This is a genomic window from [Leptolyngbya] sp. PCC 7376, from assembly GCF_000316605.1.
GTDB lineage: Bacteria > Cyanobacteriota > Cyanobacteriia > Cyanobacteriales > MRBY01 > MRBY01.
This window is the reverse complement of record NC_019683.1, coordinates 1,426,914-1,447,455: the sequence shown is the minus strand read 5'-3', so window position 1 is coordinate 1,447,455 and position 20,542 is coordinate 1,426,914. Positions and strand designations below refer to the sequence as shown.

Here is a 20,542-nt window from a genome sequence, read left to right as displayed (position 1 = left end):
CATTTTATTAGGATGAACTGCCCACAAAATAATTGCGTGTACCCTTCGCATCTAGAGCATCTCCCAAACGATTTAGAGCGTGAGTATAGGCAGCTGTTCGCATTGAAAGTTGTTTTGTTTGGGCAAGCTCCCAAACGTTTTCAGCCTCACGGATCATTTTTTCTTTGAGTTTTTGCTTGACTTCCGTTGCTGACCAGTAAAATCCATTGCGGTTTTGCACCCATTCAAAATGGCTTACGGTGACACCGCCAGCATTAGTCAAAATATCTGGGACAACCATAATGTCATTCTGCTCAAGGATTTTATCGGCCTCGGAAGTGATTGGCCCATTTGCCACCTCAAAGATTAGCTTTGCTTTAATTTGATGGGCGTTTTGAGCGGTAATCTGATTTTCAAGGGCAGCGGGTATCAAAATATCCACATCAAGGGTTAAAAGTTCTTCATTCGTCAAAACTTTATGCTCAACAATATTACAGAGCGTATTTTCGCAATAGACGGCTTTAATGCCACGATTTTCGACTTTATAATGCCGAATACTAGGGATATCTAAGCCTTGCTCTGCATAAATGCCACCACGAGAATCACTAACGGCAACAACTTTATATCCCATGTTGGCCAATTGTTGGGCGACTTCTGCGCCTGCATTTCCAAAGCCTTGTACGGCAACGGTCGTTTTTTCTGGCGATCGCCCTAATTTTTCGCAGACCGTATTGATAACGTGGAATGCACCGGTGGCTGTGGCTGTACTTCGTCCTTGGCTACCCCCCATCGAGAGCGGTTTGCCCGTGACGACACCAGGAACAATGCGGCGATGAATGATGCTGTATTGATCCATCATCCAGCCCATAATCATGGCATTGGTATAGACATCCGGCGCGAGGATATCTGTGTCTGGCCCAATCGAATCGGCGATCGCCTCAATATAGCCCCGACTTAATCTTTCTAGCTCTGCTTTCGATAAAGCCTTTGGATCCACCGTAATGCCCCCTTTCGCTCCACCAAATGGCAGATCCAACAGCGCACATTTAAATGTCATCCAAAACGCTAAAGATTGCACCTCATCCAACGAAACATTAGGGTGATAACGCACACCGCCTTTGCCCGGCCCCCGCGTATCGTCATACCGTACCCGATAGCCTCGAAACATTTTGAGCGAGCCATCATCCATCCGAATTGGGATCGATACCATTAAACTCGTTTTCGGATATTTCAATCTTTCAATGGCATCATCAGAGATATCAACATGTTTCAGTGCATTTTCTAGACGAATACTGGCATCTGCTAATAGTGATTTCGACATAGGTTCTATCCCCTCATTCGCTACATTGATTTAATGACGCTCCTACCTAAACTGTAGCAACCGTTACATTCGCTGGGTGTGATATCGGAACTAAATAGGAGAATGACAGTCATTGCAGAAACAAAACGATACACTCAATGCATCGACTCGTCAGGATTTGGAGTGTGCTATCTGTAACGGCTTTTTATGATTATTGGTTTTCTCGCAGTTTTATCAGCATCGGTCGCAGCAGGGATGAGAATTGCATTACCTCTACTGGTAATTTTGGTGCTATACAGCGAGCCATTACTCGAAAATCTGCCGTGGCTAAGATGGTTGCCACCGCAGGTGTTGATTAGTATTTTTGCGATCTGGGCGTTGTTTGAGTTATTCGGCTCAAAGAAGCTTTTAGGGCAACGCATTCTGCAAGTGGTACAGCTGTTTTTTTCACCGTTGGCTGGCTTGATTTTAAGTATGACGGCGGCACAGGTTTTGGAGGTTGAATTCGAGCCCTTCTGGTTAATTGGGGTAATTGGCGCATTGATCGCATTTGTCTTTAACTTGATTTTGACGGGCTGGTTTTTCCGGTTACGGGGATTGCCGATTTGGTGGTCTTTTACGGAGGATATTCTCTGTGTGGTGCTGGTATTGTTTGCATTTCGATCGCCACAACAGGGTGGTGTCCTCGCGATGATGTTACTTTGGCTAGCGGTACGTAGCTCAACGGAGTGGAAACGGTATTACGATGAAGGGCGATCGCCGCAACGATCCGAGCTAGCGGACGATATTGACGATATGAATGAGCAGGGTAATGGCGAGGGAGTGTAATGATGATTCCAGTAAATGAGGCTGAGGCAATAATTTTAGAGGCGATCGCCCCGCTGACCAAGACTGAGACAATCACGCTGGAGCAAGGTTATGGTCGGATTTTAGCAACTGATGTGACGGGTAACCTTGATATTCCCCATTGGGATAATTCAGCAATGGATGGCTACGCGATTCGGTCGGCAGATTTACAGAATGAGCCTGTCGAATTCGAGGTAATTGAAGAGATTCCAGCGGGTCAAACGCCTCAAAAAACATTGCAGTCTGGGCAAGCTGCCAGAATTTTTACAGGAGCGATGATGCCATCGGGCGCAGACACCGTAGTGATGCAGGAAAATACGGAGCGCCAAGACGATACTGTCAAAATCATTGAAAATCCAGCGCCCGGAAAATTTGTGCGATCGCAGGGAGATTATTACCGAGCTGGTGAACCTTTGCTTAAAGAAGGGATGCGTTTGGGTGCAGCAGATATCGCAGTCTTAGCGGCCTGCCAATGCCCAAAATTTCCAGTATTTCGTCGTCCCACTGTGGCGATTTTCTCCACCGGAGATGAGTTGCGATCGCCCCATGAAATGCTTCAGCCTGGCCAAATTGTCGATTCAAATCGCTATGCCCTCAGCGCTTTCGCCGAATCTCTTGGGGCGATCGCCAAGCCTTTACCCACTGTCCCTGATGATAAAAATGTGTTGCGAGAAACTATGCAAGCTGCATTAGCTCAGGCCGATATTGTGATGTCAACTGGCGGTGTTTCCGTTGGGGAGTATGATTTCGTTGAGAAATTAATGGAGAAGTTGGGTGGCGAAATTCTGATTCGGAAAGTTGCGATTCGTCCAGGTAAGCCCCTCACTGTCGCAAAATTTCCCGGCGGCAAATTGTATTTTGGCATCCCCGGTAATCCTGTCTCAGCCTTGGTGGGTTGTTGGCGATTTGTGCAGCCAGCAATTAAAAAACTGTCTGGTCAAAACGGCGATTGGCAGCCTCCTTTTGTTTGGGCAACTTCTCCCCAAACGCTCAAGGGGGCAGGTACTCGCGATGCCTATCTCTGGGGGAATCTAACCATGACGGAAACCGGTTATTCCTTCACTCGACCCAGTGGTGGCCATAGTTCTGCCAACCTCATTAACCTCGCCCAAACTAATGCTTTAGCCGTTGTGCCCTTAGGTGTTACTGAGATTCAAAAGGGCGATCACCTCAAGGTCATGCAAATTTCGACTTAAGGCTTATTCTTTTTTTCTTGCCAAGTGATAGGTAACCGAACGATTAATGTTGTTTCTTCCGATGTTGATTCAACAGAAAGCGTTCCGCCGTGATTCTGAATGATTTGATAGGAAACAGTTAATCCCATGCCTGTTCCTTTTCCTACTTTTTTCGTCGTAAAAAATGGATCAAACATATGTTTTTTGATGCGATCTGGGAGTGGTAAGCCGTTATTGGTCACAGAAATTTCCACCATATTTTCTGATACAACTTTTCCTCTAATGTGGATATACTTGTTTGGATTATCAAAAATTTCTAGGGCATCAATTGCATTACTCAGAAGATGAAAAAATACTTGATTGATTTCTGCTGCATCACATTCTACTTTCGGTAAATCACCGTAATGTTCAGAAAGTTCAATACCCAATGATTGCAATCGATAATTTAACAGATTCCAAATACTTGTGATATTTTCTTTTAAGCTAACTCGTTTAATCTTTGCTTCACCTAAACGAGAGAAAACCCTGAGACTGGCAACAATATTTTGGATGCGGACTGTGCCCTCACGCATCGATTTCATGCATTTTGGTAAATCATCGATGATAAATTCTAAATCCATCTCTTCTTGTTTCGCTTCGATGGATGGAGGCAGCTCAGAAACATGCTTTTCGTATAGATTTAATAAGTCGAAAAGATCTTCGATGTAGCCACCTGCATAGTTGATATTGCCACTAACAAATGCTATTGGATTATTGAGCTCATGGGCAAGCCCTGCAACCATTTGACTAAGCCCAAACATTTTTTCTTGTAAGATGAGTTGGGCCTGAGTCGTATTTAATTCGTCTAAAGTTTCTTCTAATTGCGCCGCTTGATCTTGGAAATTATCCCGAGCAGTTTGAATCTTATCTTGTTGGTTTTGAATGATTTTATCAGCACGACGAATAATCAAAAATAAACCAGCATAAAGAAAAATAAAACTGACTGCAATACTGGTAGAAATTCTGGCTTGGGAGCGGGCGATCGCCTGAGCATGGGGAGTGACATCACGATAAATCTCAAGGACACCGATAATCTTGCCTTGATCATTGATTATCGTATTATCTGCATTTCCAGATGGGGAAGCATAGAGAGGAATATAACTAGAATGGAGAACCTTATCTTGATTATTCCATCCTGCTAAATGTAATAAAGGATCATGATTTTTTAGAGAAGAAAAAACTTCTCCTTTAATTGCTTTTTGAAATCCTTCATATTTTGCTTTGTCTTGACCAACTTGTGTCGAATCTGTCGAAAAAATAGTTCTTCCTGATGCTTCAAAAAATTTGATTTTAGTAATGTCTAAAGCATTTAAATAAAAGTCTAAATCTTGAGCGATTTTTTGGGAGACTGGATCTATTAAAAGCTCTGTGTCGCTAAGGGATGTGGCGGCTTCAATAAAAGTAATAATATCTTCTTCATTCGCTTGATAGAGTGTCTTTGTGATTTCAACGTTTGCTGCTTCTCCAAATTGCTTAAGATCTTGCTTGGCACGGCTTTGGTAAATCCAGCTTAATAACCCTGCAGCTACCAAAAGCACAACAAAGCTTGTCATCGAAAAGTAGCGTGCTAACTGAAAGTTTTGCGGTGATTTGTCGATCTTATCTGTTTCCTGCGAGGTTATGAACCCTGCAATTGCAGGATTCGCATCAAGATAGCCAGCTACGACATCTCTATTGTTTGGAGGGAGAGACACAAATTTTTCTTAGTGATTGTTGTCAGATGATTCGCGTTTGAGACACTCTGATTCTTATTGTCTAATCCTATTGTAAGTTTGGATTTATGGTCTGAGAACCGCTAAAAGTATTATGTTTATTGCTCGATTTACATATTGTCTTTAGATTTGACCGAGCCATTGCAGTCGAAATTATAGAGATAGATGTGATCAGATCAGAAAATATTCTCGAAGGCGATCGCCTCAAGGTGATGCTTGTGAATAGTTAGGCGAGCATCGATGCGGTTGTCTACCAAACCTTCAATTAATTTCTCCATATAAACGGCGTAGTATCTGAACTGGAATGGCATACAACGATTGCTCATGATAAATTTGCCCACCAGTTGAGGTTCGCTGACGGTCTGTCCAGAAGGTTAGTAAGCCAATGACTTCACCCGCTTGATTTAGGACTGGAGCGCCACTAATACCGCCTTGCAAAGGAATACTGACTTCTAATATGCGTTCAGTGCAAAATTGGCTGGAACGAACCCGGTTCACTAATCCCGTATTGCAGTAGAGATTTTCGGTGAATTCTCCGCTTTCAGGCGATGGAAAGCCAATTGTCATAATGAGTTCCCCAACTTCTACTAGTTCTGAAAAGCCTAGCCGTAATGGTGTTAGCGGCGTAGAGTTTGATTGGATTCGTAAAATGACGACATCATCCATTCCCCAGCTAGGCTCATGAATCGATATCACACTTAAAATCTCTTCTTTGGCGATCGCCGTTATCTTTTCTGGTGGGACACAACTGCCAGTTTTTTTATCGATGAGTACATGGCGGTTCGTCGCGATGTGCTGAGAGTCAATGGCGAAACCACTCCCATGAAATGTTTGACCGTCTATATCCACTTTCAGCCAAACGATTGATGAAGAATGGGTTCGGACAGTGTGATTTAGATTTTTAAAGTCTGGGCGATGAATTCCAAGGGTTTCGGTGTGCTCAGATAGCAACTCAAAGTAAGCATCTCGTTGGCGAGTATGAGCGAAAAGTTCTAGACCCAGTTCAATGTGATTAGGTAGCAGCGGTGGTGTTAGCCGTTGAAATTGAGTTAGCGCTTCCGGATAACGTTGCAGGCGCAAAAAATGTTGGGCTAAATCTTCGGGATTGCCCTGTGGATTAATGGGTAAGTTTTCAAGGGTATTCAACCATTTTTGGTAATTAGCCACGATTCTATTTATGTCTGTCTTGGTATCTTGAGTGCGTTGTCGTAGCTGCTTACCCGTTGCAAGTTCATGTTGTACTTGAACCTCAATATCTGTAGACCGCCAATCCATTGAGTCATACTGATCTAGCCAAAGTTGTATACTCCGGCTCAATGTTCCCCATTGATCGAGCAATAGTCTGGTCTTGTCTTCTAATTGGAGGCGATCGCCATAGATGTTGAGAAGAATATTGTTATCCGTTACTGTTGGAGAATAGCGCTCTTGATATTGCTCATAGGTCTGAATGCGATCTTGAAAACGCGCAGATATGTCTGCAAGATTTGCCTTGTCTACTTCATTCAGAATTGCTTTTAGGTCTGCTGCAAGTGTTTCGAGATCAGCCAAAGATTCTTGATAAAGCTGTGATTGCCGGAATCGAGTTTGTAGCGTCGTCGCCTGAGCAGGAGTCAATAGGTGAGAGTCAGTAATGCTAATGCTCTGTTGATTACCAGTCGAGGCATCGCGGGCGGTCACAGTGAGTAAGCAACTGACATCGATATCAAATTTCACATCGATTTGGGGCACACTTGCTTTGGCGATGGGGATGCCTCGCAAGATAAATTCGCCAATCTTGAAGTTCTCGTCGGGAACTGATGATTCCCCTTGAAAAATTTCGATTACAACTCGCGTTTGATCATCTTCAACCGTGCTGTAGCGCTTAGTTTTACAGGTTGGAATAGTTGTGTGTTTAGCAATGACCGAATCAAATCTAAACTCACCTGATGTTTCTTGGCATTTAATACCTAAACTGAATGGCACAGCATCCAATAATATTTTTTCCTGCACATCGCCCATGAGCAATGCGGCCTGCAATGCTGCTCCACGGGCAACCAAGGTTAACGGATCGTAGGCAGAGTTTGGTTCTTGGTTAAAGAGCTCTCGAATACTGCGGTGAACGGCAGGCATTAAGGCACCACCGCCAATGAGCAATATTTTGTTAGGTCGATGTTGAATTCTCTTGCAGGTGCTCTGAATTCGTTTTAACCAGTCAGATGCTAGATGCTCTAATTCTTCTCTCGTTAAGGCTAACTGAATCGTGCGATCGCCGATCAGATAGGGTAGGTCGATTGTCCATTCTGGTTGGGAAGATAGTTCAATTTTCAGCTCTTCGCAAGCCTGACGTAAACGAGTAGCAGCCTGACTATTCCGAGGAATTTCTTGTCCGGTTTCAGATTGAATTTGATTATTAAAGTAGGAGTAGATTAGGTCATCTAAATCCGTACTGCCAAGCGTACTATCGCCCTCAATTTCCAGGACTTCAAAGAAGCCATCGCCTGCCTGGATGATCGAAAGGTCGAAGGTTCCTGCGCCCATATCGGCCACGAGGATGGTCTCAGATTTATTTTCTTGGATACGCTTAGCCAAACAACCCGCTGTTGGTTCATGAATGAGTCTCAAAACATGAACATTCGCCAAAATGCCAGCGGTTTTTGTGGCTTGTTTCTGAGCCTCATTAAAGTATGCAGGTACCGTAATCACGATGTTGTTTAGGGGAATATTCGGGGGATGTTTGCGTAAAAATTCATTTACCCAATCCGTCGGCGGTATCGAACCTATTTCTTTAGCTGCAATGCCTGAGATTTTCGCTGCGATCTTTTGCTGAAGAAATTCCCTGGCAAACTGACGAGCGGTATTGATAATGCGAGCTGAAATTTCTTCTGGACGATAATCTTTTCCGCCGACCCGGAATTTTCTACTCGTGCCCATCTCCCGTTTAGCTTTCGTGATAATGGCACGGGGTGACTTACTCAAAAGTTCTGGGATAGGTATACCCACTAATTCTCGTCCTGTCTGGTCAATCGCGAAAATCGATGGAATTTGTCGTTTTCTTTGCCGCTCAACAACTTCTGGTTTTCCTTGCTGCTTATTGAAGAGACACACCACACTGTTGCTCGTGCCCAGATCTAGTCCAATCGCGTCCGTATAATTGGCCATGACTTGCTGAGTTGCTTTTGGCAACCATGACACAGCTTGCTGCTCAAATCGGTGACGAGTTTCTTCCTCAATTAGAGGTAGTTCCGTCACAATCAAATCTCGCCACTTTTCTCCCAGTAAACCTTGTTCGGTGAGATTTTTGATTCGTCGCCATAAGCGTGTTTTTTGCTCGGCGGATTGTTCTGGCCTGGAGGCTTGGGTTGCACACAGTTCAGCGAGTTTCTCTGTTTGACCAGCTTTAGTGAGTAACTCTTGCCAGCGTTGATCAAATGGGGCTGTCTCTTCGCTGAGTTGATGACGTTGTAATTCTGCTGCCCGCGAAAATTCCGCTGCTCTCTCATAAAGGGCGATCGCCTGATCGATTTCACCCAAGCTTTCATAGAGCGACGCAGCCATAAAAAAGTCACCACCTTGTTCTAGCAACTGCGCTTTTTTCCGAGAATCAACAGCTTCAGGCTCGGCGGATTTTAAAGCGACTAATGCCTGTCCAAATGCTTTCGCTTTCTCAAACAGAATAGAAGCCGCAAAATAGTCTTCAGCTTGTTCGGCTTTCTGTCCAGCTTCGAGATAATTTCCAGCCGCTTCTTCTAATAGACTCCAGCGTTTTAGAAGCTCTTTTGTTGTCTGTCCATCAGATGCGTCTAACTCGTGCTCAAAAGCGGAGCGAGCTGCCCTGACTGCCCCAGATAGAAGATGCTTTATTCGTTCGGCCTCAGCTGTTTGAGATCTGTCTTGCCACGCCTCTTCTATCGATTTTAAGGAGCGAACAGCTGTTAAAAATTCCTGTTGCTCAATCTCGTCTCTGACTTGATTTTCTAGTGTTGTGCGAATTTCCTGAATCCATTCTGGACTGATGTCAGGACGGCATCGAATAGCAGCTTCTAATTCGCCAAGTTGCTGGTGACAATCGCTGCTACGTTGGCGATCGCTTGATTTTTGAAAGTGTTCCAGAGCCTTGGCATAATTTCCTTCTTGCCAGAACTCTCCTGCTACTTTGTGATGTGCTTTAGCAATTTCACTTTCATCACCTAAACGGTTTGCCAATTCCAGGTTATGTAAGGCAATATCCTGACCCGGAAGAGGCATAAGGTAATCAATCGCACTGTGATAATCTCTAGCCGTTTCAGCTAATTTCGCGGCTTCGGCATAGCGATCAAGAACGGCATAAACCTGATGAATTTGTGGTAGTTCATCTGGCCGAAATGGTTTGAAAAAAGCTTTCCATGAATCAGTAAATTGGAATGTATGATTCTCTAGAAAGCGATAGATAATTTGTGATAAAGCTGTTGTGGAGAGAGAGCCTTGATTACGTCGTTCAAGCAATCTGCCTAACAACAAATTACTATCTCCAATTTGCGCGATTTGTAGACAGATTTGTTGTTGGACTTCCAGTATTGAGGCGTTTTTCCCTAATCGTTGAGAGAGTTGCCATGCTGCTTCCAGGTATGGGGTTGTTTGAGGGCGTGCATCTATCAGAAATGAAATTGCCTGACCAACCACCAAACCATCTTGGGCATTTTGTTTAGCTACCAGTGAGTCAAATTGGAGAATGACTTTGGTGAGTTCATCACAGTTACATTTTCTGGCCAGCGATAAAGCTTGAGTATAGGTTTGCCCAATTTTTTCTGGTGTCTGTTGGGTATCTAGTTGTCGTTGGAGCTTGTCGCAAGTCCTATCCAATTGGCGATAGACATTCCCGAATGCTTTTAGCTTGCCGAGAAGCTTGAGCAGTGGACTGCATAAAGCCTGTAATACTTTCCCAATTTTCAAGCGCCATTTTGACATTTGCTTACGGCTCGTTCATATGATGAACCCTCTATCCGTAAATTCTAGAACATGTTTTTTGACGCGAAACTTTAACCTTTATCGCTCTAGATGGATCTGGAGATAGTAGGGCGATCGATTTAAAATAAGGCTACTAGATAGTACGGTGAGCGCTACATTAGGAAAATTATCTCCAGTCATGATTTATCTAAAAAAACTCTCTCAAATCATATTCCAATCAGCTTTGCTCTCAAACAATTGCACTGATTTATTTTACGAAAACTTATGCTTTTAATATCTTTAATTATATTTACTTAGGTGGAATAGATTCATAAATGACCTAGTTATCTTTGTCAGTATCAGATGCTGCTTGTAGTTCATAGAAGAGTTCTTCAATGATTTTATGGAAAGTCAAAAGGTCATCAGTAGTTAATCTGATTCTTCGTTTAGAAATTATAGAAGATTCTACTTTTAAGAGTTTGGCTGCTTTATCTACTTTTTTGATCCATCTGGTCTCTATTAAGCCACCATAGCTATGAATAAGAGCGTTGCGCAGGTCATAAATATGCTTGAAGCTACTCCATCGAGATATTTTGCCAAAATCTATTCTCTTAGCCTGTGATAAATAATCTTGGTGGCGTTTAAGACCATTGCCATTAGATGGGTTGGACGGATTTTTCTTTTCTTCTTCGTTTACTAGTTCCAAAAGAAAAGCTTCGATTAATGCACAAAGACCAATCACAACACAATTGCCTCGATTACTAATACTTAAGCAATGATGAGTCAAGTTTTTGATCTCTTTTATAGGCTTATGCTCTTCTTTTAAATTGATAATTTCAGTTTTGTAAGCATTTAATTCATGCTCGAAAATATTCATGTTGCTAATTCAAAAAAGATTTTCTATTTGAGTTTTTTGATTTATTTAGATTGGGAATTATCTGCTATCAACATATCTCTTAAGATACATTCTATATCTCACTGAGTAGTCTAAGCACGTGACATTTCTCTAACGAGATCGGGAGTTTTGCCAGTCCAGATATTGAATGCTCTAAAGAATGAACTGGGATCGCTGTAACCAAGTAAAAATGAAATTTCAGAGCTGGAATAGGTTGTCGTAACGAGATAATGGTTAGCAAGTTCTGCTCGTAAATCACTTAATTCTTGTTTGAAGCTGCTGTTTTCTGCTTTGAGTCGGCGTTGTAGAGTTCTGGGGCTAACGGCTAATCTCTTTGCCACGTCTGCCATTGAGCATTGTCCACTCGCTAAAATTTCGGCTAAGCAAGCTCGCACGCGATCGCTAAATAAATCATGTTGTTGCAGTTCATGGAGGCGCTGGTTGAGGACAGGTTCAAATATTGACCACATCCCAGCATTGGACGTGAGAAAGGGTTTGGCTACATCGATCGCCGAAAAAATTACGCCATCAGTTTGACCTTTTGTGACGGGGATACCAAAGAATGCTTCGTATTGTTCAAGGGCTGGAATATCGACTGTTGTGTGAACTTGAAGGGGAATCAGGCGATCGCGCGTCGCCATTCTCGCTAAATGGACAAAAAATGCTAATTCCATCGCAATGAGGGATGGAGGCAAGGGGAGTTGGCCAGGAAATTCCCCAAATGAGACTGCTGTGTGACGATCATTTGTTTCGACGACTAAACGCCATGGCCCCACCAATGGTTTATATTGCGCTAATCTTTGCAGGGCGATCGCCAAATTATCGCTACAGATGCAGGCAAACATTGCTGGGCTAAAAAATTCCACCGAGATGGACTGGGCAACGCGCAACGGAAAAGCTGGATCATCCGAGAGTAAACTGGCCAAACTATCCCACAACCGAAAATATTCTGGTGTGCTGAGCATGGGCTTTGCTTGGCTGAATAAGTCGAGGGGTAAATTCGCCTGTCGCAATAAATCCTGTGGGATGATTTTTAAATCATTCAGGAAAACTTGCCAGCCCTGATCCAACAAAAACTTTCTCTGGCTTGTATTCATAGCTGAAAATTCGGCAGGTTGAATTAATGTTTTTCCATAGATTGTTGGGACAATTTGAGCACCATTTTGCGGGGGAGGAATGGAATCACCCATTTCAACAAAAAGGCTAAACGGCCTTCGTTGATTTTCAAGAGATCGCCTCGCATCATTGCGTCATAACCACATTGCGCCACAGATTTTGCAGTTGCTGCGTTGTCCCAAGTTGTTGTGCCTTCAAGGTCTCCCGCTGCCACAAATTCCGTCGCCACCGCCCCCGGACATAATGCCGTCGAAGTGACATTTGTATCAGATAATTCTTGGGCGATCGCCTGGGAGAAAGAATTCACAAAGGCTTTGGTGGCGTAATAAACCGCTTGTAATGGCCCTGGAATAAAGCCCGCTGTGGAAGCCACATGGAGAATTTTGCCGGAGTTGCGTTGCACCATGCCCTGTAGATAAAGATGCGTCAGATTTACGAGGGACACCATATTCACTTGCATCATGGCTTGATCCTTGGCGAGATCCCGTTCATGAAATTTGCCGTGACCCCCAAAACCCGCATTATTAATCAAAATATCGATTTGAATACCTGCTGCTTCCGTCGCTTGGAAAATGTTGTTCGCAGAGTCCGGTTCCGATAAATCGGCGGTAATGACCGTTGCAGTGATGCCATAGGCCTGTTCAAGTTCGGCTTTAAGTTCATTGAGGGCTTGTTCCCGGCGGGCTACTAAAACCACATCTCCTTTTTTCGAGGCATGGATTTTCGCGAGTTCTTTGCCAATACCGCTCGATGCGCCTGTAATTAATGCTGTATTCATGGTGTTTGGTGGAGAGTAAAGGATGGAGAAATAGACGAACCTAGGGCGATCGCCGACCCTCCATCACAACAATTGTAGTGAGATAAATCTCGCTTAAATTTACAAACCAAATTGCTCTTTCAAGCCATTAATAAAGGTTTCATCATCGAGAGCTTTGCGGTTCGCCATAAAGACTTTGGCATCTTCTCCGGCGGTGTAGCGGAGGGTTTTCGTGCCATCAGTGACTGCTGTCCAAATCACTTCTGCAACGACACTGGCAGGGGATGATTGACTGCCAATGGTTTCAAAAGCCCCCAATAATTTATTGGTAATGTCTTGATATTCCGAGAGGGATTCATCGTTAACGAAATCAAAAGATCGTCCCGCAAACTCTGTGGCGATCGCTCCCGGTTCGATAATTTTCACTTTGATGCCGATGGGTTCCAGCTCATAATGCAACGATTCTGAAATGCCTTCCACAGCAAATTTTGTACCGTGGTAAAGACTGAATAACGGAAAAGTCATCTTGCCGCCAACGGACGAAACATTAACGATGGTGCCGGATTTCTGTTGACGAAAATGAGGCAGAACCGCTTGGGTCGTTTCCAGTAAACCAATGACATTCGTATCAAATTGACGACGAATTTTATCTATCGGAAAACCTTCGAGGGCACCAAAAGCGCCGTAACCCGCATTATTTACCAGTGCATCAATTTTGCCGAATTTTTCTAGCCCAGCTTTGATTGCCGACTCGATAGATTCTGAATCTGTCACATCAAGGCGCGTTACCAACACATTCTCTAATTCTGTAAGCTCGGTTTCTTTTTGGGGCGATCGCATGGTTGCAATCACATTCCAGCCTTTTTCCTGAAAATATTTAGCCGTTGCCTTGCCGATGCCACTGCTGGAGCCAGTGATTAAAACTGTATTAGCCATGATGTTTAGTCTGTGATTGTGGAAGGAACATTTGTGATTAACCACATCCTAAAAAACAGAATTAGCTTTGGGTATTACAATTCACGCCAACTTAATTGCATTTCATGCCAACAAATTAAAGTTGATTTTCCTCGACCCAATTTTTTTTTTAAGCCCAGTGCAGTTTTTCCAACTTCCGTAATCTCATACGTCATCGCAATGGGGTGGTAAATGTTCCTTTGGGGAAATGATTATCATTAGTGTCTATTTAAAATTGATATGATTGAAAGATACTCAGAATTCACTCGTTCTTACCTGCTGCAATTATTTAAAAGTTCCACCATCTTGAAGAATAAATTCTGTGATATCTTTTTCTTGTTGATTATGTTTCTCCTCTAGTGATGTCAGTAAACTTCGGAAAAATTTGATAGAGCTATCATAATATCGAAGTAAATTGGCTTCTTCAATAAGTTCTTGAATCTCCGGTGATATTGATTCGAATAATAATGGATGAAAGTTCAACTCAATACTAGATAATAGTTTTTGTTTTGCATCTTTTTCCTGCGTTGAATATGAATATGTCATTTCGCCACAAAAAGAATTCATCTCTTGCTTATATAAATCTTCAAAAAGCATATAGCAATCAGCTATCTTTGAAGGACTTTTGTATGTGAGTCCGATATCAGGAGATGCCTCTGAAATATCAATGTTTTTCATATCAGCCATATCTGAAGCAGAAAAATATTGTAATCCACTAAAAACCAATGAAATATTGTTTAATGTGTTTTCGAATGAAGCATTCTTCGATGAAAATTGTTCAAGAAACCATTTTAATTTTGGTATTATCCATTCTTTCTCTACTAACTCTTGATTTATCTCAAGCGAAATCATAATTACGCTATCAGAACGGTTCGTAAAAGCAACCTTTTCAAAAAGCTCATATTTCTGGCAGCTATTAAAGTTAGTCAGAAAAAGTGCAGTAAAATATTCTTGAAATGAACGATGAGTAAATGTATATTTCAAACCATCTTTTTGTAGTATGCATACACTAAATAACAAATCATTTAATATATTCTCTTCTTCTGCTATTATCTTTGATATTTTTTTTGATGCTTTCAGTAATTCGATCAATTCATCTCTTGAAAAACTATACTTCTCCTGAGAGTAACTTAATAGAGAAAATGTCGATAGTAATTTAGCAAAATCGTCAATAGATAAACCAGTATATGTTTTCCTTCTATATGAGCTTTTGAAGGCATCATGCTTATGAAAAAGTGTTGAAAATGCTTCGTGATAAAATAAGTGGATTTTTTCTGGTATTTCTGCTATCTGCTCGTAAGTTAATAGCATCATAGTTAGCAGTAGTGGGTTACTTGCAAAACTTTTATGCTTATCATATAAGTTTGCATCAAGAGCCTTGATAAAGTTGGATTTTATAGTTGCATCAAACCTCATTTTTCTGATTAAGTTTAATGCTTTAACTTTATCTAAAGGGAGTACTTGATAAGTATGAAATTCTTCCCATGAGATAAATCTGTCATCGGGTCGCGTAGAACAAACTAAAAGAACATTCTCATAGTGTCCAGCAATTTCAATAATTTCTCTCTCTACAACTTCTTTCCTATCTCTATTGACTTCATCAAAACCATCTAGAATCAGGATTATCTTACCTTTCTTCAACGCATAATCAAGTTGATCACCGGCAAAACTCGACTTAAACTTTTTTAATTCATTAATGAGATACTCTAAAATACTTAATTCTTTCTCAGAGTTAAGCTGTCTCAATTCTAAAAATAGAGGTATGATTTCATTGTGAGTTTCAATCAAGTCTAGAAAAATACTTTTACAGAATGTCGATTTTCCAGATCCTGCTGTTCCTGAAATAATTATTCTTTGTTCACTTTTGATGATATCTAGAAACTCATTTTCTGTAATTGTCTGCCCTAAAAAATGACCTTTTCTCTGTAAGTCAGTTCTTACATAAAAGTCTTTGAGATTTACTGGCTGATCTCTATATAGGATTGTTTTAGTCTTAGAACATTTATTGAAATTTCTTTTTAGATATTCAGTAAAACAAAAGTTGAAGTCTACCTCTAATTGTCCAACTTTCTTGAGACCTTGATTTTGTAAAGATTTAAAAACAGGCTTTGAAACCCCACTGACAATTTTAGGGATTACAGAAAAGATCTCTGATTCTTGCATTTTTCAGTTATCGACATGGATTTTATTTATTTTAACTGTCCCATAAGAAATGCAGCTCTAATTATGGATTCATATTTAGCCAACTAAATACTTGATTAGCAGTGAGCTTTAACTCTATTTTTGGAAGACTTGTTACTACTTGTTCCCCTTCAAATAAGGTTGGTTGCTGTGATGGCGATAAACACAAAATACTGAGGTCATCGGGATCAATAAACCAGCCGAGATGGCTACCATTTTCGAGACAATAAAGGATATTTCCCAAGACTTTGTTGGGCCGTTGTTCAGGGGAAAGAATTTCGATTGTCCAGTCTGGCGCTAATGGAAAATTGTCTGGGACATCACCTTCTGACGTAAAAGGAATACGCTCCCATGTAAAAACAGCGAGATCTGGAACTACAGAGCGATCGCCAAAACTACAGCGCAATTCTGGAAAGGCATAGGCTATTTTTGATTCTTCAGCGACTTGGTTGATTGCACTACAGAGCTTTCCTTGTAAACGACTATGCCGTCCTTTTGGCATGGGCTTTTGAATGACTTCTCCATTAATAAACTCACTAGCTGGCTTTGTTTCTGGCAGTAGCAAAAAATCTTGTAGCGTTAGGATTTTGGGGACAGCTTGCACCATGTTTAGTGACCTAAAACTCTGTGAGCATATTGCCATTCTAAAGCAATCAAATCGAGAAGAAACTAGAGCTGATTACTTTCCACCCAATTTTTGACTTCCTCTAAAAAGCCCAGCGCAGTTCTCCCAAATTCTGTAATCTCATAAGTCACCGCAATAGGGCGATCGCAGAGAACTTTGCGTTCCACCAAATTAGCTTCTTCCATTTCCCGTAGCCTTTGACTCACCATCTTTTTACTGGCTCCACCTAATTGACGCGCCAAATCATTGAAACGTACTGGCCCATCCTTCAGGTGCCAAAGAATTGACCCCTTCCATTTGCCGCCCAAAATCCTCATACCCCGTTCGATAGGACAAGGCTCTAAACAAGGGGCGATCGCCTCTTTTTGACCATTGGCGTTAGTGACTATTTCTACAGAATCGCTCATACATCCCACTAGGTTACTAAAAGTATACTGATTGATTCTAGTGACCAGTCTGACTATCTTGAATCGTAACTACCCATAGCGCAATTTATTTCTTCATCTTTAGAAGAGCTGAATCGCACAGCAACAGACAGATTGATAGTCAGGAATTTTGTTATGACAACCCCAGATATCCATCTCTATACCGCCTCCACGATGAACGGTTGGAAACCCGTCATTTTCTTAGAAGAAGCAGAGATCGAGTACGAGCTAACTTACATAGACTTTGGGAAGAAAGAGCAAAAATCTGATTGGTATATGAAGCTCAATCCCAATGGCCGTATCCCCACAATTGTTGATCGTAGCAACAATGATTTTGCGGTCTTTGAATCCGGCGCAATCCTTTGGTATCTCGCGGAGAAATACAACAAGTTTTTGCCTGCTGGCGAAAAAGCACGATCAGAAGCGTTGCAATGGATGATGTTTCAGATGAGTGGCATTGGCCCAATGATGGGGCAGGCGATGTTTTTCCAACGGATTGCCGCACCAAAAGGTATTGAAGATCAATATGCCATTGATCGCTATGTAGCAGAATCCAGAAGACTTTTAGAAGTACTAGACCGACAGCTAGAAGGAAAGGAGTATTTGTTAGGAAAAGAATTCACTATCGTCGATATGGCGATGTATCCTTGGGCGCGTTCTTACCCTTGGGCAAAGGTCTCTATCGATGGATTAGAGAATTTGCAAACATGGTTTGACCGTATCGATGCTCGCCCGAAAACCCAAAAGGCTCTTACGATTCCAAAACCATTCCCTGCGTTTTTCGGGAAAGGTGAGATTGCTAGTTCCGAGTCAGAGAATGCATCTCGGTTTGATGCGTAAGATCAAAGATGAAGAATCGACATAAATTAATGATCGCCTTCTCCTCGTGATAGGAAAAGGCGATCGCCGCTAACTAATTTTTAATAGTTGGGAAAGGTAGAGACTTACATGAACTGGATTGCAGAGCGAATCATCTCAACTCGCTCACGATTCGCACCAAGATCGGATTTCCCGAGGCGAGAAGCAGAACGCACTTGAATCGCCTGACCATCATGGAAAAATTCCACATCGTCAACAAAGCCCATCAACTTACTCTTAAACTCTGCGTAGAGATAATTGTCAGTTTGTTTGATGATCGTTGTCCGTTCTAAACCTTCAATCACTTGGCGTAACTGATCGAGAGAAACCGCAGGTAAAGCCTCGATTTTTTCTTGGGGGCGATCGCTCTGACTACAGACACAGTTAGGCGTACCCGGACAAGCATTTAATTTGCCGTCTGTCACACCGAGATTTTCGGGACGCTTACCAGAAAAATTAAACATAATGCACACACTCCTCGCACCAACCCCAACCGAGATTGGCTTAAAACACTGTTACATTGGTCATGATATCCGGATTTTCTTGAGAAAGCGCAGCGATGATCTGAATCTAAGCTTTGATCATGGGACAATGCTTAGCAACTCAGCGCATGATTTTGCGTCACATAAACTATCGTAGGATTTTTTGACTTATTAGGTTAAACAGTATGGCTCCAAGGTTTCAGGGCTTCGGTAAACACATTTCTCTCTTTTCTGGTGGTCTGTTGGCGGCGATCGCCAGCACAGCTCTACTAACCCTGACCAACCCAGTCCAAGCCCCAGTCCAAGCCCAGAATGCTGGTGCTCTCACCGTTCAATCTGATATCCAAGAAGCCAACACTGAAACAGGCGTAATCACTGCACGGGGTAATGTTCGGATTAATTATCCTGCCCGTAATATTCAAGGCACAGCTGCCCAAGCCCAATACTTTTCTACCGAGCGTACCCTTGTTCTGAGCGGTAACGTTTATGTACTTCAAGATGGCAATAGTATGCGCGCTGAACGGATGACCTATAACATTGACGAAGGTCGGTTTGTCGCAACCCCAGCTCCCAGCGAACAAGTTGAAGCCATTTATCTTGTCCCTGAAGAAGAAACTGCCCCCGCTGACTCTAATACAGCGCCAGCCCAACCCGACCCTGAACCGACGATTAACCTACCGTAAAAAAGTTTTCAGCAGATCAACTGCCGCAAATTTTTTTCTCTGACTCTTTATCCGCAGCATTGTGACTATCCTCCTCGACAACATCCGCAAAGTTTACGGCAAACGTGTCATCGTTAATCGCGTTAATCTCAAGGTCAATCGTGGCGAAATTGTCGGGTTACTCGGCCCGAATGGTGCAGGGAAGACCACGACTTTTTACATCACCACTGGGTTGATTAAACCGAACGAAGGTCAAGTTTGGATGAATCAAAGAGATGTTACTTCGCTAAGTATCGACCAGCGCGCAAAACTTGGAATTGGCTATCTGACGCAACAGCCCAGCATTTTTCGGAATTTATCAGTTAAAGAAAATATTCAGTTAGTTTTAGAGCAATCTCCCCTTTCGCCACGACAACAGCGCCAACGGTTGCAGGGACTCCTTGAAGAATTTCGCCTGACCAAAATCATGAATACGAAAGGCAAATTAATCTCAGGTGGAGAACGTCGCCGAACAGAGTTAGCCCGTGCCCTTGCAGTAGAAGGAAGAGGCCCTAAATTTCTCTTACTTGATGAGCCGTTTGCTGGAGTTGACCCGATTGCTGTGGCAGAAATTCAAGCGATTGTCGCGCAGCTTCGTGAACGGGATATGGGGATTCTAATCACCGACCATAATGTTCGAGAAACGTTGGCTATTACTGACCGAGCCTACATTATGCGAGAAGGTGAAATTTTAGCGGCAGGCACACCGGAAGAACTTTATAACAATCCTTTAGTGCGAGAATATTATCTCGGTGAAAACTTTGAGCGGGGTGTTAATTACCCTTAAAGTTGCACTCAAAAAATGACTCTTACAATTCGGATTTAGGACTTGAATTTCGGAATACTGATGACTGCGTGAAAATGTTTCGTTTCGCAGGGATTTTGCTGTTAATAAAGAAATCCGATGATATCTATGCTTACAATGCTTTTTACGGTTTAGATTTTTAGTTAAGCATAAGGTTTAGGTCATGAGTGAAACACAGACACCAAGCAACAATCAGGGAAAATGGCAGCGATTAATTGTTGGTTTTGTGGCGATCGCCCTAGGGGTTGCCCTTGCTATGGGAATAAAAACTCAACCACCTGCCGTTACTTTAGAAGCTCAAGCTGAGGCTGCGGTTTCTTTGGATGTAGCGTTAGCTAATGAAAAACCGACCCTTGTGGAGTTTTATGCGGACTGGTGTACGAGTTGTCAGGCAATGGCAGAGGATTTGCGCCAGATCAAAGGGAATTATGATGATCGCCTCAATTTTGTAATGCTCAATGTCGATAACGGCAAATGGTTACCCGAGGTGCTGAAATATCGCGTTGATGGTATTCCTCACTTCGTATTTTTGGATGAAACCAGTGAGGCGATCGCCGAAACGATTGGTGAACAACCCCGCACTGTTTTAGAAGCAGATCTCGATGCGTTAATTGCCCATACTGATTTGCCCTACACCTATAAGCAAGGCCAAATCTCTAAGCTTAAAGATGCTCCGAAAACGACCCAAAGCGATCCCCGTAGCCACGGTGCTCAAGTCGAAACATAGAAGGTTGCCACACCGTCAATCCGAAAAAATTCATTCAGTATAATGTGTAAGCATTAATTGAGG

General features: G+C 42.5%; 17 protein-coding genes. 6 read left to right on the top strand and 11 right to left on the bottom strand.

Annotated elements, in window-relative coordinates; translation table 11 throughout:
* Positions 1-7: 7 nt before the first annotated feature.
* The gene (locus LEPTO7376_RS06500) at positions 8-1,300 is read right to left on the bottom strand and encodes a Glu/Leu/Phe/Val dehydrogenase (RefSeq protein ID WP_015133417.1); all 1,293 of its coding nucleotides are present in this window, start codon (positions 1,298-1,300) and stop codon (positions 8-10) included.
* 186 nt (positions 1,301-1,486) lie between these two features.
* Between LEPTO7376_RS06500 and LEPTO7376_RS06495 the strand changes: the two genes are divergently transcribed.
* Both LEPTO7376_RS06495 and glp read left to right on the top strand, forming a co-directional pair.
* Positions 1,487-2,107 (top strand): DUF4126 domain-containing protein, encoded by a 621-nt coding sequence (locus tag LEPTO7376_RS06495; RefSeq protein ID WP_015133416.1) that lies wholly within the window; start codon positions 1,487-1,489, stop codon positions 2,105-2,107.
* A gap of 2 nt (positions 2,108-2,109) precedes the next feature.
* A complete protein-coding gene (gene glp / locus LEPTO7376_RS06490) occupies positions 2,110-3,321 on the top strand; it encodes a gephyrin-like molybdotransferase Glp (protein ID WP_041765171.1) in 1,212 nt (403 codons plus the stop codon).
* Here the strand turns inward: glp and LEPTO7376_RS23275 are convergent.
* The 9 genes from LEPTO7376_RS23275 to LEPTO7376_RS06445 form a co-directional block, all read right to left on the bottom strand.
* Positions 3,318-5,033 carry a sensor histidine kinase gene (locus LEPTO7376_RS23275; RefSeq protein WP_015133414.1) on the bottom strand — a complete coding sequence of 572 codons (1,716 nt, stop codon included), beginning with the start codon at positions 5,031-5,033 and terminating at the stop codon, positions 3,318-3,320. The two genes, glp and LEPTO7376_RS23275, sit on opposite strands and share 4 nt — an antisense overlap.
* A 279-nt stretch (positions 5,034-5,312) precedes the next feature.
* A complete protein-coding gene (locus tag LEPTO7376_RS06480; RefSeq protein ID WP_015133413.1) occupies positions 5,313-9,974 on the bottom strand; it encodes an Hsp70 family protein in 4,662 nt (1,553 codons plus the stop codon).
* 319 nt (positions 9,975-10,293) lie between these two features.
* On the bottom strand, positions 10,294-10,830 hold the full coding sequence (locus LEPTO7376_RS06475) for a hypothetical protein (RefSeq protein WP_015133412.1): 537 nt from the start codon (positions 10,828-10,830) through the stop codon (positions 10,294-10,296).
* A gap of 110 nt (positions 10,831-10,940) precedes the next feature.
* Entirely contained in the window at positions 10,941-12,038 is a 1,098-nt protein-coding gene (locus LEPTO7376_RS06470) for an AraC family transcriptional regulator (RefSeq protein WP_225901181.1), read from the bottom strand.
* A complete protein-coding gene (locus LEPTO7376_RS06465; RefSeq protein WP_015133410.1) occupies positions 11,969-12,742 on the bottom strand; it encodes an SDR family oxidoreductase in 774 nt (257 codons plus the stop codon). Before LEPTO7376_RS06465 ends, LEPTO7376_RS06470 begins: the two co-directional genes overlap by 70 nt.
* Before the next feature lie 99 nt (positions 12,743-12,841).
* Complete coding sequence (locus LEPTO7376_RS06460; RefSeq protein ID WP_015133409.1) at positions 12,842-13,657, bottom strand: SDR family oxidoreductase; 816 nt, start codon at positions 13,655-13,657, stop codon at positions 12,842-12,844.
* 303 nt (positions 13,658-13,960) lie between these two features.
* Positions 13,961-15,838 (bottom strand): NACHT domain-containing NTPase, encoded by a 1,878-nt coding sequence (locus LEPTO7376_RS06455; protein WP_015133407.1) that lies wholly within the window; start codon positions 15,836-15,838, stop codon positions 13,961-13,963.
* Positions 15,839-15,899: 61 nt separating this feature from the next.
* Positions 15,900-16,463, bottom strand: coding sequence for a Uma2 family endonuclease (locus tag LEPTO7376_RS06450; RefSeq protein WP_015133406.1), 564 nt, complete (start codon positions 16,461-16,463; stop codon positions 15,900-15,902).
* A 62-nt stretch (positions 16,464-16,525) separates the two neighbouring features.
* Entirely contained in the window at positions 16,526-16,888 is a 363-nt protein-coding gene (locus tag LEPTO7376_RS06445) for a helix-turn-helix domain-containing protein (protein WP_015133405.1), read from the bottom strand.
* A gap of 153 nt (positions 16,889-17,041) precedes the next feature.
* Here LEPTO7376_RS06445 and LEPTO7376_RS06440 point away from each other — a divergent pair, with 153 nt between their 5' ends.
* Positions 17,042-17,746, top strand: coding sequence for a glutathione S-transferase family protein (locus LEPTO7376_RS06440; RefSeq protein WP_015133404.1), 705 nt, complete (start codon positions 17,042-17,044; stop codon positions 17,744-17,746).
* A gap of 104 nt (positions 17,747-17,850) precedes the next feature.
* On the opposite strand, the gene LEPTO7376_RS06435 is transcribed toward LEPTO7376_RS06440, so the two are convergent.
* A complete protein-coding gene (locus tag LEPTO7376_RS06435) occupies positions 17,851-18,228 on the bottom strand; it encodes a DUF1499 domain-containing protein (protein ID WP_015133403.1) in 378 nt (125 codons plus the stop codon).
* 203 nt (positions 18,229-18,431) lie between these two features.
* Between LEPTO7376_RS06435 and LEPTO7376_RS06430 the strand changes: the two genes are divergently transcribed.
* The 3 genes from LEPTO7376_RS06430 (at position 18,432) to LEPTO7376_RS06420 (ending at position 20,479) form a co-directional block, all read left to right on the top strand.
* A complete protein-coding gene (locus tag LEPTO7376_RS06430) occupies positions 18,432-18,929 on the top strand; it encodes an LptA/OstA family protein (RefSeq protein WP_015133402.1) in 498 nt (165 codons plus the stop codon).
* 61 nt (positions 18,930-18,990) lie between these two features.
* Entirely contained in the window at positions 18,991-19,734 is a 744-nt protein-coding gene (gene lptB, locus LEPTO7376_RS06425; RefSeq protein WP_015133401.1) for an LPS export ABC transporter ATP-binding protein, read from the top strand.
* A gap of 181 nt (positions 19,735-19,915) precedes the next feature.
* Entirely contained in the window at positions 19,916-20,479 is a 564-nt protein-coding gene (locus LEPTO7376_RS06420) for a thioredoxin family protein (protein ID WP_015133400.1), read from the top strand.
* The last annotated feature ends 63 nt before the right edge of the window (positions 20,480-20,542 follow it).